This window comes from Clostridium sp. CTA-6 (assembly GCF_054768115.1).
Map to the genome: position 1 here is coordinate 119644 of NZ_BAAAAU010000010.1, position 15691 is coordinate 135334.

13 protein-coding genes are annotated in these 15691 nt (G+C 28.0%); 4 read left to right on the top strand and 9 right to left on the bottom strand.

Going from position 1 to position 15691, the window contains the following annotated elements:
* Window positions 1-133: 133 nt before the first annotated feature.
* From ACYUDJ_RS16175 to ACYUDJ_RS16185, 3 genes are all read right to left on the bottom strand, one after another.
* On the bottom strand, window positions 134-532 hold the full coding sequence (locus ACYUDJ_RS16175) for a carbohydrate-binding protein (RefSeq protein WP_042384473.1): 399 nt from the start codon (window positions 530-532) through the stop codon (window positions 134-136).
* 390 nt (window positions 533-922) lie between these two features.
* Window positions 923-2635 carry a methyl-accepting chemotaxis protein gene (locus tag ACYUDJ_RS16180; protein WP_003484190.1) on the bottom strand — a complete coding sequence of 571 codons (1713 nt, stop codon included), beginning with the start codon at window positions 2633-2635 and terminating at the stop codon, window positions 923-925.
* Between the two features lie 566 nt (window positions 2636-3201).
* The gene (locus tag ACYUDJ_RS16185) at window positions 3202-3639 is read right to left on the bottom strand and encodes an NUDIX domain-containing protein (protein WP_003484188.1); all 438 of its coding nucleotides are present in this window, start codon (window positions 3637-3639) and stop codon (window positions 3202-3204) included.
* Between the two features lie 515 nt (window positions 3640-4154).
* Here ACYUDJ_RS16185 and ACYUDJ_RS16190 point away from each other — a divergent pair.
* The 3 genes from ACYUDJ_RS16190 to ACYUDJ_RS16200 all read left to right on the top strand — a co-directional run bounded on the left by ACYUDJ_RS16190 (window position 4155) and on the right by ACYUDJ_RS16200 (window position 7543).
* The gene (locus ACYUDJ_RS16190; protein WP_003484186.1) at window positions 4155-4535 is read left to right on the top strand and encodes a hypothetical protein; all 381 of its coding nucleotides are present in this window, start codon (window positions 4155-4157) and stop codon (window positions 4533-4535) included.
* A gap of 398 nt (window positions 4536-4933) precedes the next feature.
* Entirely contained in the window at window positions 4934-5401 is a 468-nt protein-coding gene (locus ACYUDJ_RS16195) for a Fur family transcriptional regulator (protein ID WP_003484184.1), read from the top strand.
* Between the two features lie 132 nt (window positions 5402-5533).
* Window positions 5534-7543, top strand: a complete 2010-nt coding sequence (locus ACYUDJ_RS16200; protein WP_003484182.1) for a chitinase N-terminal domain-containing protein — start codon at window positions 5534-5536, stop codon at window positions 7541-7543.
* 95 nt (window positions 7544-7638) lie between these two features.
* Here ACYUDJ_RS16200 and ACYUDJ_RS16205 read toward each other — a convergent pair whose 3' ends face one another.
* From ACYUDJ_RS16205 to ACYUDJ_RS16225, 5 genes are all read right to left on the bottom strand, one after another.
* Entirely contained in the window at window positions 7639-9858 is a 2220-nt protein-coding gene (locus tag ACYUDJ_RS16205) for a glycosyl hydrolase family 18 protein (RefSeq protein ID WP_042384469.1), read from the bottom strand.
* 226 nt (window positions 9859-10084) lie between these two features.
* On the bottom strand, window positions 10085-10819 hold the full coding sequence (gene nagB / locus ACYUDJ_RS16210) for a glucosamine-6-phosphate deaminase (protein WP_003484178.1): 735 nt from the start codon (window positions 10817-10819) through the stop codon (window positions 10085-10087).
* An 82-nt stretch (window positions 10820-10901) separates the two neighbouring features.
* Window positions 10902-12044 (bottom strand): N-acetylglucosamine-6-phosphate deacetylase, encoded by a 1143-nt coding sequence (gene nagA, locus ACYUDJ_RS16215; RefSeq protein ID WP_003484176.1) that lies wholly within the window; start codon window positions 12042-12044, stop codon window positions 10902-10904.
* A gap of 22 nt (window positions 12045-12066) precedes the next feature.
* The gene (gene murQ, locus ACYUDJ_RS16220; RefSeq protein WP_003484174.1) at window positions 12067-12939 is read right to left on the bottom strand and encodes an N-acetylmuramic acid 6-phosphate etherase; all 873 of its coding nucleotides are present in this window, start codon (window positions 12937-12939) and stop codon (window positions 12067-12069) included.
* Window positions 12940-12995: 56 nt separating this feature from the next.
* On the bottom strand, window positions 12996-13730 hold the full coding sequence (locus ACYUDJ_RS16225) for a GntR family transcriptional regulator (RefSeq protein ID WP_080333566.1): 735 nt from the start codon (window positions 13728-13730) through the stop codon (window positions 12996-12998).
* 292 nt (window positions 13731-14022) lie between these two features.
* On the opposite strand from ACYUDJ_RS16225, the gene glcT reads away from it, so the two are divergent.
* The gene (glcT, locus tag ACYUDJ_RS16230; protein ID WP_003484171.1) at window positions 14023-14880 is read left to right on the top strand and encodes a glucose PTS transporter transcription antiterminator GlcT; all 858 of its coding nucleotides are present in this window, start codon (window positions 14023-14025) and stop codon (window positions 14878-14880) included.
* Between the two features lie 235 nt (window positions 14881-15115).
* Here the strand turns inward: glcT and ACYUDJ_RS16235 are convergent, their stop codons facing one another.
* Entirely contained in the window at window positions 15116-15595 is a 480-nt protein-coding gene (locus ACYUDJ_RS16235; RefSeq protein ID WP_003484170.1) for a PTS sugar transporter subunit IIA, read from the bottom strand.
* Window positions 15596-15691 lie beyond the last annotated feature (96 nt).

Sequence of the window (15691 nt, forward strand, 5' to 3'; positions counted from 1 at the left end):
AAGCTTATATTATCTATATTTAATTTTAATAAATACTTCTTCATTTATATCTTCATTAAATTATTCAATTGGTAAAGCCAATTATAATAAGATTAATATATGATAATAAATAAAACAGTCTATTTACATTAAATTATTTAACGTTACTTTCTATTACAGCTATATGATAGTCTTTGTTATTATTATTATCCCATGTTGTTCCCTCATTATAAAACTCTTGTTTAAAGCAATAATCTACTTTTGAACCTTTTTCTACATAAATAGTTGTATAAAAGCTTTCAAATGTTTTTCCCATATAATAATCTACTACGCTTCTGTTTAATTGAACATCTTTAACATCTTTCCATCCATTTACACCATAGTGTAATGTTGCTTTTTTTATTTGAGATGTATCTACTTTACTATAATTAACAGGCATATAAATTCTATATGCTACCATTTCGTGATTTTCTGCAGCCAAAACTTGCTTGGGCGCTATGAACATACCAAATGCTAATGCTGTTGCCATAATAAAAGTTATTATTTTTTTCATTTTATTTCCCCCTAATTCTAAGTATGTTTTATATATTTTAATACTCATTGATTATATTTACAACTTATCAATTAGGGCCCCTTTTGATTACATGTTTTATTATAACACTCTTGCCTAAATGTTAAAAATTGTATTTCAATTCAATTTAAGGCATGTAATCATTTAAATCAATGTATTATTATACTTTATTGGAATATAGTTGAAGATGTTAATATGTTTTTCTTAACACTATTAGCTTACACTAGCTAAATTAATACTATATGTGTTTTATTTTAAATAAATACTCCTTAGTCTAAATATTATAAATCCCTAATTTTACGCATAAAGACTATGAGGTTATTAATTAAAATTCCTCATAGTCTTTTTATTATGGTTGGAAGATTTTTAAATTTATATTTTAAACTTATGCACCATTTCATTTAGATTTTGGGCAAGTTCTGCTTGACTTTGAGCGGTTTCTGCTACTTGTTCTATAGCTTTAGTTGTTTCATTCATACTATCTTTTATTATGTCTGCTTCCTCATTAGACCTTTGAGCAGATATTGCCATATTCTGCACTGCTCCACTTACTTGTCCTAATGTTGCTGTAACTTCTTCAGACATAGCTGCAATTTCCTCGGACATTTTACTTACAAAATCAGAATCCTCATAATATTGACTGCCTGTCTCTCCATAAGCATCAAATTGTTCCATTACTTGTATGTTTATGAATTCCAATATGTCACTACCTGTATCAATACTACTCTTAAATGCCCCTTGTACTTTAGCTATAGTTTCTTGAATGCTTAGTACAGCATCTTTTGACTGTTCAGCAAGCTTTCTTACTTCTTCAGCTACTACTGCAAAACCTTTTCCCTGTTCTCCTGCTCGCGCTGCTTCTATTGCTGCATTTAGCGCAAGTAAATTAGTTTGCTCTGAAATACTTGCTATAGTATCTGCCATAACCTTGATGCTATCAACAACTCTACCTTCCTCAATAGCCTTTTCCATATTACTTTTCTTTTCTAAGTGTATTTTTCGTGATTCTTCTATAGCTTTTTGGCTATTCTTTTTAACTTCTGTGGCTCTTTCTTTAAATTTATTTGAATTATCACTTCCTTCCATAGCCTTTTGTGATAGTTCATTAGCACTTGAATCTACTTCTTCAACGGATGCACTAATTTCTTCTGATGCAGCACTAGATTCCTGCATACTTCCTGCAATATTATTTATTGCAGTATCTATAGTCTCCACTTTTGATGATAATTCCTCTACTGTAGCTGAAAGTTCTTCAGAAGAAGCACTTATTTCCTGTGAATTCTCCATAATTACCTTAACTAATCCATTTACATTTTCTTGTGCAGTATTTAAAGCTATAGCTGTTTGTCCAAATTCATCTCCTCTTGTAATTGCAATGGAATTTGAAAAATCATAATTGGCTAATCTCTCTGCTAAATCTTTTATATTATTAAGAGGTTTTGCTATATTTCTTGCAATAAATAGTCCTATTAAAATTGCCATTGCAAGACCAACTATACTTAAAATAACAATAATCATATTAGATTTAGTATATATAGAATTAATATCATTATTTGCTGATTCAGCTGAGTTTAAATTTATTTCAGTTATTTTACTTATACTCTCAAACATAGCATCTCTAACTTTTGGTATTTCTTTATATTGCTTTTCTGCTTGAGCATAATTATTATCTTCTACTAATTTTATAACATCTTCTCTTAGTGTTCTATATTGACTTAATTGCTCTTTAAAAACTTCAAATATTTTCTTTTCCTCTTCTGTCTTTGGTAATTTTTCATACTCAGAAAGATATTTGCTATTTTCATCTTTATTTTTCTGAATATTCTTTACCAATTCAGCCTTCTTAGATTTATCTTTTTCATATATTAACTGTAACATATCGCTTTTAATTTCTGTCAAATTTTGATTCATATCTGTAATCATATAAACAGATTGAAGATTAATGCTATACATTTTTTCACCATATCTAGCTACATTTTTAAGAGCTACTCCACCTACTGCTCCTACTATAACAATAAGTACAGCTACTATTAAAAAAGCAGAAATTAGTTGTGTTTTTACTTTCTTTTTTATATTCTTAAGCATGGTTCATCATCTCCTTAAAAAATTGTTAAAATTTAAGTTCATAGAAACATCAATACTATCTTCATTTTTTAACTTTTGTATCATTTCTTTAGTTTTTATCATTATTTAATTAATTTTATTATAAATACATATATCAAGTTTTCATGCAAATTATCTCCTTTATTTTTAATAGTTTATGTTGAATTCTTACTCTTCTTTTAATTGGCTCTAAATCTGAATATTAGTTATCTTTTCTTTAAGATAGAAAAAGTAAAAACACTATATTTATTGCTTAAAATAAATTGTACTATGTATCTTGTATTTATTTATCGAACAATATTATAAATATTTAATTTAATTAAGTAGAAATTTAAATAAAAAGATAGGATATTTTAATATAAACTGAAAAAATTCAACAAATCTAAAAATCTAGTGAAGATATTACTCTAAATAGTAAATCTTCACTAGATTCTTTCTTTTTCCAGTTATGAAAAAGTATAAAATTTATAAAAAATAAATTTATTCAACTTGCTTTCATATATTTTTTTAAAATTGACAAGCTAACCTAAGAAATACTTTTGTACATTTTATCGAATATAAGGGCCCCCTTTAGACAATGCATCCTTTAACCAATCAGGATGCATCTTTACTATATCTATAGGTAATTCATCTATAGGGAAAAATTTCAAGTCTAAAGTTTCCGAAGACTCACAGGAAATCTCTCCGCCTATTATTTTTGCTTCAAAACAACAAGTTACAAAATGAGTTATTCTCCCATCTGGGTACTCAAAAATTTGAGACTTGGGGTCGGAATATACTCCAATAAAACGCGCTACTTTTACATGTAATCCTGTCTCTTCAAACACCTCCCTTATTGCAGCATTAGTTACTGTTTCTCCTGTTTCTACATGACCTGAAGGTATACCCCAAAGGCCAACATCTGATCTTTTCTGTAACAAAACTTGCTTTTTATCGTTAAAAATTACAATAGCTACTCCCGGACAAATTTCTTTAGCTTGTCCCATAACATCTCCTCCTTTATTTTAAAATATAAAAAACCGAGAAGATAAGAATTCAGCGCATAAAAAAATCCGCTGAACCTTCCCCCTCGGGCATTTTATTCCAATAGGTGCCTCTTGCAAAACAAGAGCTATAGCGCTCGGTCACAAACCCTTAAAATCTTAAGGCGGAACCCTAGCTATCTAGTCCCAGTTCAATAAAAAACTATATAATATTAATATTCATGCTATACCCAAATATTAATCTTGTCAATAAATAACTTCCAATAATTCATATAAAAGCTTATAAATTTTAAAATTTTCTTTATCACTATTAAGAATCTCCATCATAAGAAATTATACAATTTTCTATCTATTGTCTATCTTAATTTCTTCTATATAAAATGAACATCTTTAGTAAAATCATAAGCAATTGTAACCAATATATATTTTAAATAATATACTATAGTACAAACTAGACAAGCTTTAAAATAATTTAATTAATTGTACAACTAATTATTTAATAAAAGGGGTTCTAACTTATGATTACAGAAGATAGAATATTATCAAGAGAACTAAATTTAATAAATGAAAAACTGGATTATTTACTTGATAAAGCTGAGCATACAGATGAAACATTAAATGCTTTAATTAATATTACACTTTCCCCTCCATCAGATTCTATTCCAGAAGATCTTATTAATAAAGATAAATCTGATGTATGCACCTATGCTGTTGATCCAGGAGCATTAAGACCATGTGTATTTAAATATGTATATATATGGCTCGATAATGGAAATAGTTTTTGGGCATGGCTAACTTACGTTGGTCGAAAATCCGCTTCAGGATGGAGATGGAATAGCCAGCGTTGGGTTTATTTTGGAGTTGACCTAAATTGTATCGATTATTTTGAATGTTACTAATAAACTCTTTAAATATAATATATAAACTTACAGTGAGTTAAACTGTAAGTTTTTTTAGTTTCTTTGTGTTTTTTAATAATAATCTATAATTTATAAATAAATTCATAATTAAAAACTTGTTTCTTAATATGCCTTTATCTATTTATCTCCTCACTTAAAATAAATAATCTTAATCATTTTTACAATTTTTTTTATAAGATAAATGATCCTTTTTTTTGTTATTTTAAATCCTCATATGAGTAGATAGTATATACTATTTTTTTATATAATCGATACAGACAATCATTATTAAATATTTTATGGATCTATCTATTAATATTAAATCATTATTAATAGATAATACACAAATTTATATCCAGTTATTTATTACTTAACATTAACCTTTAAGGAGAATTTATATGTCAAAAGAATTAGATTTTTATAAACATATTTTTAACTCTAATAATATCAGGCTTACAACTAGACGAATTATGATCATAAAAATTTTCTTAAATCATAAAAATGATCATTTAACAGTAAATGAAATTTATTATTTAGCTAAAGAAACTTACCCATCAATTGGTCTAACTACTATTTATAGAACTATTGAAATATTGCTAAAACTAGATTTATTAGACCATCTCTCACTTGAAGATGGAGTTAATCGTTATAAATTATTTGTAAATAAGGATACAAATCTTAAAGCTTATAATAAACATCATCCTCATCTTATTTGTCTTGATTGTAAAAAAATTATAGATTGCCACTATAATTTTATAAATACTATTAAAACTGAGATAAATAAAAGTTGTTTATTTAAAGTTACTGACTTTCAAATGAAGTTTTATGGCTATTGCGAGAAATGTTATATTAAAAAGATTAAGTAATTATTAAATGTAACATTTATTGAATTTATATATTTTTAGTTATTGAATGATATTTTTTATATTTTTGTTATATATTGATAATTATATAATAAACATTTACTATATAATTAACATATAAGGAGGTGTACACTTTTGAATAAAAAATTTAAAACTATTAATAAGGCAAACGCTTTAGCTCTTTCAGCAGCTATATTATTAGGTGTATCTACACCTGTTTGTGCTCTAGAAAAAAATAAAGAAGAAATAGATATTAATAAAGTCCACTTAAAATCTAATAATAGTTCTTATGTATTGAACAATTCCAAAAAAAATCCAAAAGTTCTAGATACTCCAACTAGTGTTCCATCTGATTTCCAACTTTCTAAAGACAACTGGGATGGTTCTCCCAATTACACAATTTCAATGGATATGTGGTATGGCGCTAATGGTGATGTATGGAAACTTTATGAAAATGGTAAATTAGTTCATGAAGTTAAACTTGTAAACAATTCACCCAATGCTCAACATGGTGAAGTAAAATTCACTAACAAAAGTAATGGAACCTATAAATACACTGCTGAACTTATAAATGCAGCTGGTGTTAAAAAATCTAAAAATACTGTAGTTCATGAGGTAACTAAAAATGATACTCCTATAGATGTTCCTTTGCCTGAATCCGTTAGTGGGCAACCTGCTGTAGGATATACTGTTTTAAATGAAGATAATAATAACTTTGAATGGGCAGTGTTTGTTTCAAATCCTAATAAAAATTATATATGGCAAGGTAGTAGTTTTTCTTTATGGGGAATGTCTTTTGAAACTGATAATGAAATAACTTCTGTTTCTAATGCAGATTCTTTTAAGCAGAATGGTAAAAATGTAATAATCAATGTAAAACAAGACGAAAGACTTTTACCTTACAATACTACTAGAATATTTGTAGTCAAAGGTAAAAAACATTCTTCAAAAGCACCTACAAATTTTAAATCAAACTTAATTAGAGGAGATATTAGTTATCCTACTTTTGCTTCTCTTCCTTCTAGCTTTACTAAAAATAAGCCAGATTTAAATGAAAAAGATTTAATTGCTAATAAATCTGATTATTATAATCCTAAAATTAAGGTGAATACTGACAATAAACTTATGTATAATAATCCTGCATCAAGTACTCAACTTATAATACCTATGCCAAAAAAAATGCCCGTTCCTATAAATGGTGTAAATGGTTTAAGAATTTGGATGCCTTCTAAATACTTAGCTATGGGAATTGGAACAGGTACTGAATACTTTGGATTAAATCCGAATTTTATGATTGGTTTATCAATAAAAGAGAACTTTACTTGCGGTTTAGCACCTTTAGAATCTGGGTACACAGAAAATATTGTTACTGTGGATGGTGAAAAATGGTCATGGCCAATTCAAAAAAAGCATCCTGATGGCCCTTTCCAACAAGAAAAAGGCAACTTTAACGAAATAAAAAAACAATATCCTGATTATTTTGCAGATTCAGCAGAACATGAAAATTATGTTACTTTAAAAACTGGAGAACCAGATGATCCATCTTATGTTCATGCTGCTATGTCTTCTTACATGAGCCTTACTATGACAAGAGAATTTTTATATGCTATTCCAAATAATGATTTTAGCGGCGCATTAAAAAAAGCTAAAGATCCTTGGGCAGAATTTGTTTTAGTAGATAATGCTTATAATAGGGGTGTTTATGGATTACTTCAAAGAAAATTATTTACGGAACATAGAGATAAACTTATTAATTCCCCTGATATAAATAAGGAATTTAATCTTTCTGGGTTTGCTAATCATATTGAAAATATCCAAAATGTTATTAAAGCTATGGATTCAGAAACTCAAAACTTCTATGATGCTGATATAACTTGGGCTGACATGGAAAACTACTTTAAAGAATTAAGACTATATTATGGTAGAAATGTCCCAACTGATGCTGATTGGAATGTTATGAAAGCTGATGTTAAAAAAGCCTATGATGTACTTTCTAAGCATTGGGGTGGAGGCCGCGTATCTTTAAGATATGACTTCTTAACACTTTTGAGAGTTTGCCAAAAGCATCTTCCTGAAAATAAACAGCCGGCTCCATCTGGTGCTTCTTGGATAGAACAAGTAAACTCAGCTAATAATATTCACTAATTTAATTACTAAATAAAGCCTTTTACTTTTAACACCTTTAATATTTTAAATAAGAAATGTCAAGCTAAATTTACTTTAGCTTGACATTTTTTATATTATTTATTACTTTCTGTTACATTTACAACTAGATCATCACTTCTAGTTACACCAGCTTCATTTATAAGTTCTGCATAATAGGTGTACTTACCATTTTTTCTTCCATTTATTTTTAGGCTATAAGTTTGAGCTTGAGGAGTATTGGATGTTAAATTTGCTTCCTTAATTAAAACACCATTTTCATATATTTTTACCTTATCACCATTAACTCCCCACCACATACTCATGGTAATAGTATAATCTCCATCAGCTGGCCACCAGTTATCATGAGTCAATGCAGGTTTACCTGGTTTTTCTTTAACTGATGAGTCCTTGTCTTTTACAGTTACTTTTAAATCATTACTTTCTATCTTATCATCTTTTCTTGATATTTCAGCTTTATAAGTGTACTCTCCTACTTTTTTATCTTTAAATTCTTTAATAAAAGTTTTACTAGTTGATCCATCAATCTTTTCTGTTAAAATTTCTACTCCATTTTCATATAGTTTTAGTTCATTTCCATTATTATCTTTTAAAACTTCCATAGATATTTTATAATCTCCTGTGTTAATTTGTTTATCCACAGAAATTATAGGAGCTTTTAATTTATTAGGATCTGTTGCTTTAACTACTATAGTGTTACCTTTAGAGGAACCATATTTATTGACAAGCTCTGCTGTATAAGTGTATGAACCTTCTTTCTTTCCTTTAAAATTTTTTATTATATTGTTTGAAGGTAATTTGTCTATATCTTCTTCTAAAATCACTTCATTATCTTCATATAACTTAATCTTATCTCCTCTACTATCTTTTGGTATAGATATATTGATATCATAGTTTCCATAATTATCATCATTTTTCAAAGATACTTCTGGTGACTTAGGCAGCTTATCATCTGAAGGTATACCTCCATCTCCAAAGAATCCTTTATAAATAACATCTGTTAAACTACTTCCTTTTAGAGGTGCATCTCCTGCTAATTCCCAGAAAATTACCCCACCATAGTTATTATCTTTTACATATTTAACTTTTTCACCTAAAGAAGTCTCATCTTCATAGGTATACATTTCTCCTTTAGATTCACTATATAAATAAGGAACCCTTGAATAAGGATCTCTATATTTTTTAAAAGATGGATCTTTCTCTAAAGTACCCTTTATATAATGGTAAGGATTGCATCCTGCTGCACGTCCCCCATCCCATGTTCCCTTTGCTCCTCCAGTTGCTGTGGCAAATAATCCTGGCAGTTCCTTTATAGGTCCATCATTTTTTACACCTTTCCATCCACGAGAATAATATGGTGATCCAACTACAAGCTTATCCTTTGGTATATTATAAGCTTCAAATAACTTCATAGCTGTGTCTACATTATAATAATTCTTTACTGTATCATCATGATTGTCATAAGGATTTTTGTATAAAGGTGATTGATGTCCTGTTACATTTTCCCAAGCACCATTCATATCATATGTCATAATGTTTATAAAATCTAAATACTGTGAGTATTTTTCTGGTTCAGTCTTCTCTATTTTATCTTTTCCAGATCCAACTGCAGCGGTAAGTTCATAATATTTATTATCTTCTTTACCAGCTTTATTTAATGTTTCTCTTAAATCCTTTAAAAGAAGTGTAAAGGTTTCTTTTTCACTTTCGTCTGCCAAAGGTGTTCCTTGATCATTAGGATTATCTACAGTATCTCCTTCTCTTTTAAAAGTAGGATATTCCCAATCTATATCAGCACCATCTAAATTCCAATCACGAATAAACTCTACAACACTGTCAGCAAATATCTTTCTGTTTTCTGGAGTCTTTGCTACATTATGAAATCCAGCTGATTGACTCCATCCACCTATAGATATAAGAACTTTTACATTTGGATACTTCTTTTTATATTTTTTTATTTGTCCTAGATTTCCTTTATAAGGCGAATCCCATCCATCACCAAAATCTATACCTGTAGCAGCCCATTCATCAAATAAAGCAATTTTATTATTTTTTATAGTTGCAAATGCATAATTTATATGAGTAACTTTATCCCAAGGTAAATCAGATATCTTGTAATTATTATGACCTCCGTAAACACTCCATTCCGTAAAATAAGCCACAATTTTTTTTCTGGATTCATTAGAATCAGCTGCCTTAGCCGTCTTTCCTTTTAAAGGAATAATACTAAATAACATAAATAAAGATAGAATACATCCTATATATGCTCTAATCCTCTTTTTTTTATGATTTTTCATAAAATTTCCCCCTTTATAATTATTTATCACTTTTTACTTTATTCGTATATTTTTACATAAAACTTAATATTATAGAAAATATTAGTTAATATCAATATATTTTACAAAGAGGTTTGTGTTAACATTTTTTTGTATTTTTTACATATTAATGAATTAAAAAGTGTTAGGTAATTCATCCCTATAACCTAAGGGCACGAATTCCTAACACTTATATTTTAAGCTACCTTTACTTCAAATTTAACTTGCTAGCAGCTTCCTTATCTATAATAACAACAACATCTCTGTGTAATTGAAGAATAGATGCAGGTATATTAGGGGTAATTTTACCATTTATAGCTTTAAAAACGGCATCAGACTTTGCACTACCACAAGCTAACAAAATTATCTTTTTTGAATGTAATATAGTTTTAATTCCCATGCTAATAGCTTTTGTTGGTACCTGATCTTTTGAGCTAAAAAATCTTGAATTAGACTCTATAGTTTTTTCATCTAAATTAACTAGATGAGTTTCTGATTCAAAACTTGCATCTGGTTCATTAAATCCAATATGTCCATTAACACCAATGCCAAGAACTTGTAAATCAATGCCATCTGCTTTATCTATTTTTCTTTCATATTCCTTACACTCTACTTCTATGTTATCAGCCATTCCATTAGGAATATTGATATTATTGTCATCAATATTCACATGATTAAATAAATTATTCATCATATAATAATAATAACTTTGAGGATTTTCTCTACTTAAACCATAGTATTCATCTAAATTAAAAGTTTTAACTTTAGAGAAATCCATCTTTTGATTTTTGTAAATATTTATGATTTCTTTATACATTCCTGTAGGGGTATCTCCCGTTGCCAATCCAAGGACACTATCTGGTTTTAAAATAACTTGGCTAGCCACCATAGCGGCTGCTTTTTTACTCATTTCTTCATAATTATCTACTACTATAATTCTCATAAAAACACACCTCATTAAAATTAAATTTTCTCTTTCAATAAATTAATAACTAATTATGTCTAATAATCTAAGTCAAAATGTTTTATTTTTGATAAACAATATTGCCCTCAACAATTGTCATACTAATATTAATGTCTTTGTCAAAAATAGCAATATCAGCATCTTTTCCTTTTTCAATACTTCCTTTTTTATCATATATATTTATATCTTTAGCGGGATTAATTGTTACCATAGATATAATTTCACATAAAGAAGCATCTATATTATTTTTCATATTCTTGATTGCATTATCTAATGTCAAAATACTTCCAGCTAGGGTATCATCTTCTAGTCTAGCAGAACCATTTTTTACAATAACTTTCTGTCCTCCTAGTTCCCATATACCATTGTTCATGCATCCAGCTCTCATTGAATCTGTAATTAAAATAATCTTGTCTTTACCTTTAATTTTAGTAAGAACATTAATAGCTCCCTTATGAACATGAATATTATCTGCTATAAGCTCGCAAGATATATCTGTATTCATAATAGCTCCTATTATTCCTGGCTTCCTATGATTTAAAGGAGTCATAGCATTAAATATATGAGTAGCACGACTTATTCCATTATCTATAGCTGCCATAGCTTGTTCATAAGTTGCATCTGAATGACCTATAGATAAAACTATATCTGTATTTTCTTTAATATATTTTAAGAACTTAAAATTTTCATCTTTCTCTGGTGCCAGCGTAATTATTTTTATTACATTCTCATAACCTTTAATAAAATGAAAACTTGGATTTTTTATAAAATCCGCCTTTTGAGCTCCTTTATATTTTGGGTTAATAAAAGGTCCTTCTAAATGTGCTCCTAAAACCTTAGCACCACCTAAATCCATATTCATAGCTTGTTCTATAACATCCAAAGCTTTATATATACGTTCTTTAGCCATAGTCATGGTAGTTGGTAAAAATGAGGTCACACCTCTTTTAGCTATAGTATTACTTATAACCTTTATAGACTCTATTTCCCCATCCATAGCATCTTTTCCACCTGAACCATGTATATGAACATCTATAAACCCTGGAGAAATATATAACCCCTTAGCATCAATAATATAATCATTTTTACTTAAACAAACATTCTCTCTATCTAATATGTCGATTATTTTTTTTTCAAATAATAATACTTTATTCTCTAATATTTCATTCCCTACTATAATCTTTCCATTGACTATAGCCTTCATATTAATCACTCCCCATATCTACCTAGCTTTTTAAAGCATAATAAACTCTACCTCCATGCTGTTGTAACTTTTCTTGTGCTTTTTCAACTGAAATTCCTGTTTTAATCATAACTATAGCAACTTTGGGATCATAATTACATTCCTTAAGATATTTTTCAACTACCTCTAACTCTTTATCTGTTGCCAACATAACTATTTCTTTAACTCTGTCTTTTAGCTTGTTATTTATAGGCCTAACATTAACCATAAGATTAGAATAAGTTTTTCCAAGATTAATCATGGCAGTAGTACTTAACATATTAACAATCATTTTTTGTGCAGTACCAGCTTTCATTCTTGTTGATCCCATTATAACCTCTGGCCCCAAATCTACAGCTATAGTTAAGTCACATATATTTTTAAGCTTTCCATTTTTACTACACATAATGCCTATGGTTTTACATCCTAGCTGTCTTCCATATTTCATAGCACTATTTACATAAGGAGTATTGCCACTAGCAGTTATTCCAATTAAAACATCCTTATTATTTACTCCTATTTTTTCTAGATCTTCTATGGCTAACTCCTCATTATCCTCAGTATGTTCAAGACAATCGCTTATAGCTGCTTCTCCACCTGATATAATGCCTTGTACCAAGAAATCATCAATTCCAAAAGTTGCAGGACAATCGGAAGCATCCAAAACTCCAATTTTTCCACTGGTTCCACTACCAATGTAGAGCATTCTGCCTTCTTCCTTTAGAGCTTTAACAATAATATCCACTGCATAAGCTATATTTTTTTCTTCTTTTTTTATAGCTTTTGCCACTTTTTCATCTTCTTCATTTATTTTTCTTATTATTTCCAAAGTACTTAAACTATCTAAATTAACAGTATTTATATTTCTTTCACTCATAAGTTCGCCTCTTTTCTCAAGATTAATATAGTTAATCTTTAATAAATATTAATCTATTACTGGAAAACCAACTCATACTTATATATGTCACTTCTATAAATTGCTTTTGTATATTCTATTGGAACTTCACCTTTTATATAAGTAGTTCTTCTAAACATTAAGGCTAAAGCATTTTCATTTTGGTTTAAAAGCTTACATTCGTCCTCATTTAGAATTATAGGCTCTATAGTTTGTTTTGCCTTATCAGGAAAATAATTGTATTTATTTTTAAAAGTTTCATACAAAGATTTTCCCTCTATAGTTTGTCTATCCATATCACTACATAAATTATGTGGTATCCACACAGTTTCTATAGCTACTGGTTCACCTTCACTCATTCTTAATCTACTAATTTCAAAAACTTTATTATTATAATCTGATAAGTTTAAAACAGACTGTATTCTCTTTGTAGCTTCCTTTATTTGAAAAAATAAAATTCTAGTTTCTGTTTTTAATCCCTTATCCTGCATTACTTCACTAAAACTTTTTAGACCAGCTATTTCTTTATTTTCTTTAGGTTTAGCAACAAAAGTACCCTTCCCCTGTTCTCTATATAATAATCCTTCATTAACTAAAGACATTATAGCCTTATTTACTGTCATTCTACTAACACCTTGAATTTCACAAAGTTCTCTTTCTGTAGGTACAGCATCTCCAGGCTTTAATTCTTCATTTTCTATCATCTCTTGCAATATCTCTTTAATTTGAAAATGGAGAGGTACTGGATTTTTTTTAGAAACAATTTTCATCATATCACTAATCCCTTCTTTGTTTATCTAAACCTTTATTATACTAATCCTTATATTTCTTAATACTAGAATTTATGGTTTATTTTTATAAAACTTAATAATAAATTTAATATTCAATTCCTATTCTTTATGTTATTATATCATCATATTGTTATGTTGTATATACCAATTTCCCTTGAAAAATATTTTGTTTGATTTTATACTATATTATAAAGAGAGTATTTGTAATCTTATAAATATATAAAAGTTAATTTAATTTTCATATAAAATTTATCTATATTTCGGAGGAATTGTAATGAATGGTTTACAAGACAATTGCTATCAGGTTATAAAAGTATTTAATAATAATGTTTTACTGGTACATGAAAGTAAAGAAGAAAAAATTCTTTTTAGCAAAGGTATTGGTTTTGGAAAACATCCTGGAGATAGTATCCCTTTTGATATAAAAATTGATAAGATATTCACTATACAAAATAAAAATAATTTTAATAACTTTAAATTTTTAATGTCAAATGTAGACAGTGATATTATAGGTTTATGTGAAGAAGTAATTTCAATGATTTCCGATGAACTAAATGAACCTTTAAATGAAAAAATACATGTATCTTTAACTGACCACATATCTTATACTATAAAACGACTCATGGAAAATAATTCTATAGAAAATCCCTTTTTAGTAGAAACAGAAACTCTATATAAAAAGGAATTTGCTATAGCAAAAAAAGCAATAAGAATGTTAGAAGATAGACTTAATTTAGTTATTCCTGATGAAGAGGCAGGTTTTATCACTTTACACATTCACTCTGCAAGAAACGAAGGGAAACTATCTAATACCATAAAATACGCTTTTCTTTCTAACACTATCATAGAGTTCCTTGAAGACGAACTTAACATAGAAATAAATAAAAGTTCCTTAGACTACGCCCGATTTTTAACTCACATAAGATTTGCAATAGAAAGAATTTTAAATAATACACCAATAAAAAATGAACTTTTAACTGCTATAAAAAGTCAATATAAAATTTCATATAAATTGGCTAAAAAAGTAAGTAAAATAATAGAAGGGGAGCTTTCCGTAAATGTGTCCAAAGAAGAAATAGCCTACATTGCTATTCACATAGAAAAATTCAGAAATTCTCCTACTAAAAATTAAGTATCCACTTAACTTTTTCCTATACCTAATTAATACTGCACTATAAAACTTAATTTTTAAGAAATTTTTCATTCCATATAATTAAAAAACCTTTAATACAGAAAGAATAATAATAATTATTCTTACACTAAAAGACGTAATACTAATATACATAAATTATACTAGTATTACGCCTTACTAAATAAACTTTAGTTCTAATATTCCAAATAAGTTTATAAATTATAACTTTATTAAATTATTTATCAGTATAGATAATCAAAATATCCTTTCCAGGACTAGCATTAAAACCTGTTTTATATTGTATATTTTTAACATTATCAGGATTTGTTATTAAAACAGGTGTAATCAAAGAATATCCTTGAGCTTTAATAAACTCCCTATCTATCCTGATAATAGGGTCTCCTGTTTTAACTTTATCACCTTCCTGTAATAATCTTTCAAAACCTTTTCCTTCTAATTTAACAGTGTCAATACCAATATGGACTAGAAGCTCTGTTCCATCCTCTAAAGTAATACCAAAAGCATGATTAGTTTTAAATATTAAAGAAATTACTCCATTTGCTGGAGCAACAATAGTATTATCTTCACATTCAATAGCAACACCATCTCCTGCTAATTTACTTGCAAATACTTCATCTGGTACTTCTGATAATTCTAATACTCTCCCTAAAACTGGAGCGACAATCTTGTTTTCTCTCTTAAAAAAACTAAACATTTTTAAAACCTCCTAAATATATCTAATACAAATATTACTTACATTTTTATAAAAATTGAAATAAAAAAAGGCACAAGTTATCTCTAACTTATGCCT

Excerpts from the sequence above, each read along its gene's own strand:
- ACYUDJ_RS16225 (WP_080333566.1), bottom strand. The coding sequence starts at position 13,730 with ATGATGAAAATTGTTTCTAAAAAAAATCCAGTACCTCTCCATTTTCAA.
- murQ (WP_003484174.1), bottom strand. The coding sequence starts at position 12,939 with ATGAGTGAAAGAAATATAAATACTGTTAATTTAGATAGTTTAAGTACT.
- ACYUDJ_RS16195 (WP_003484184.1), top strand. The coding sequence starts at position 4,934 with ATGTCAAAAGAATTAGATTTTTATAAACATATTTTTAACTCTAATAAT.
- ACYUDJ_RS16175 (WP_042384473.1), bottom strand. The coding sequence starts at position 532 with ATGAAAAAAATAATAACTTTTATTATGGCAACAGCATTAGCATTTGGT.
- ACYUDJ_RS16180 (WP_003484190.1), bottom strand. The coding sequence starts at position 2,635 with ATGCTTAAGAATATAAAAAAGAAAGTAAAAACACAACTAATTTCTGCT.
- nagB (WP_003484178.1), bottom strand. The coding sequence starts at position 10,819 with ATGAGAATTATAGTAGTAGATAATTATGAAGAAATGAGTAAAAAAGCA.
- ACYUDJ_RS16190 (WP_003484186.1), top strand. The coding sequence starts at position 4,155 with ATGATTACAGAAGATAGAATATTATCAAGAGAACTAAATTTAATAAAT.
- ACYUDJ_RS16235 (WP_003484170.1), bottom strand. The coding sequence starts at position 15,595 with ATGTTTAGTTTTTTTAAGAGAGAAAACAAGATTGTCGCTCCAGTTTTA.
- glcT (WP_003484171.1), top strand. The coding sequence starts at position 14,023 with ATGAATGGTTTACAAGACAATTGCTATCAGGTTATAAAAGTATTTAAT.
- ACYUDJ_RS16185 (WP_003484188.1), bottom strand. The coding sequence starts at position 3,639 with ATGGGACAAGCTAAAGAAATTTGTCCGGGAGTAGCTATTGTAATTTTT.
- ACYUDJ_RS16205 (WP_042384469.1), bottom strand. The coding sequence starts at position 9,858 with ATGAAAAATCATAAAAAAAAGAGGATTAGAGCATATATAGGATGTATT.
- nagA (WP_003484176.1), bottom strand. The coding sequence starts at position 12,044 with ATGAAGGCTATAGTCAATGGAAAGATTATAGTAGGGAATGAAATATTA.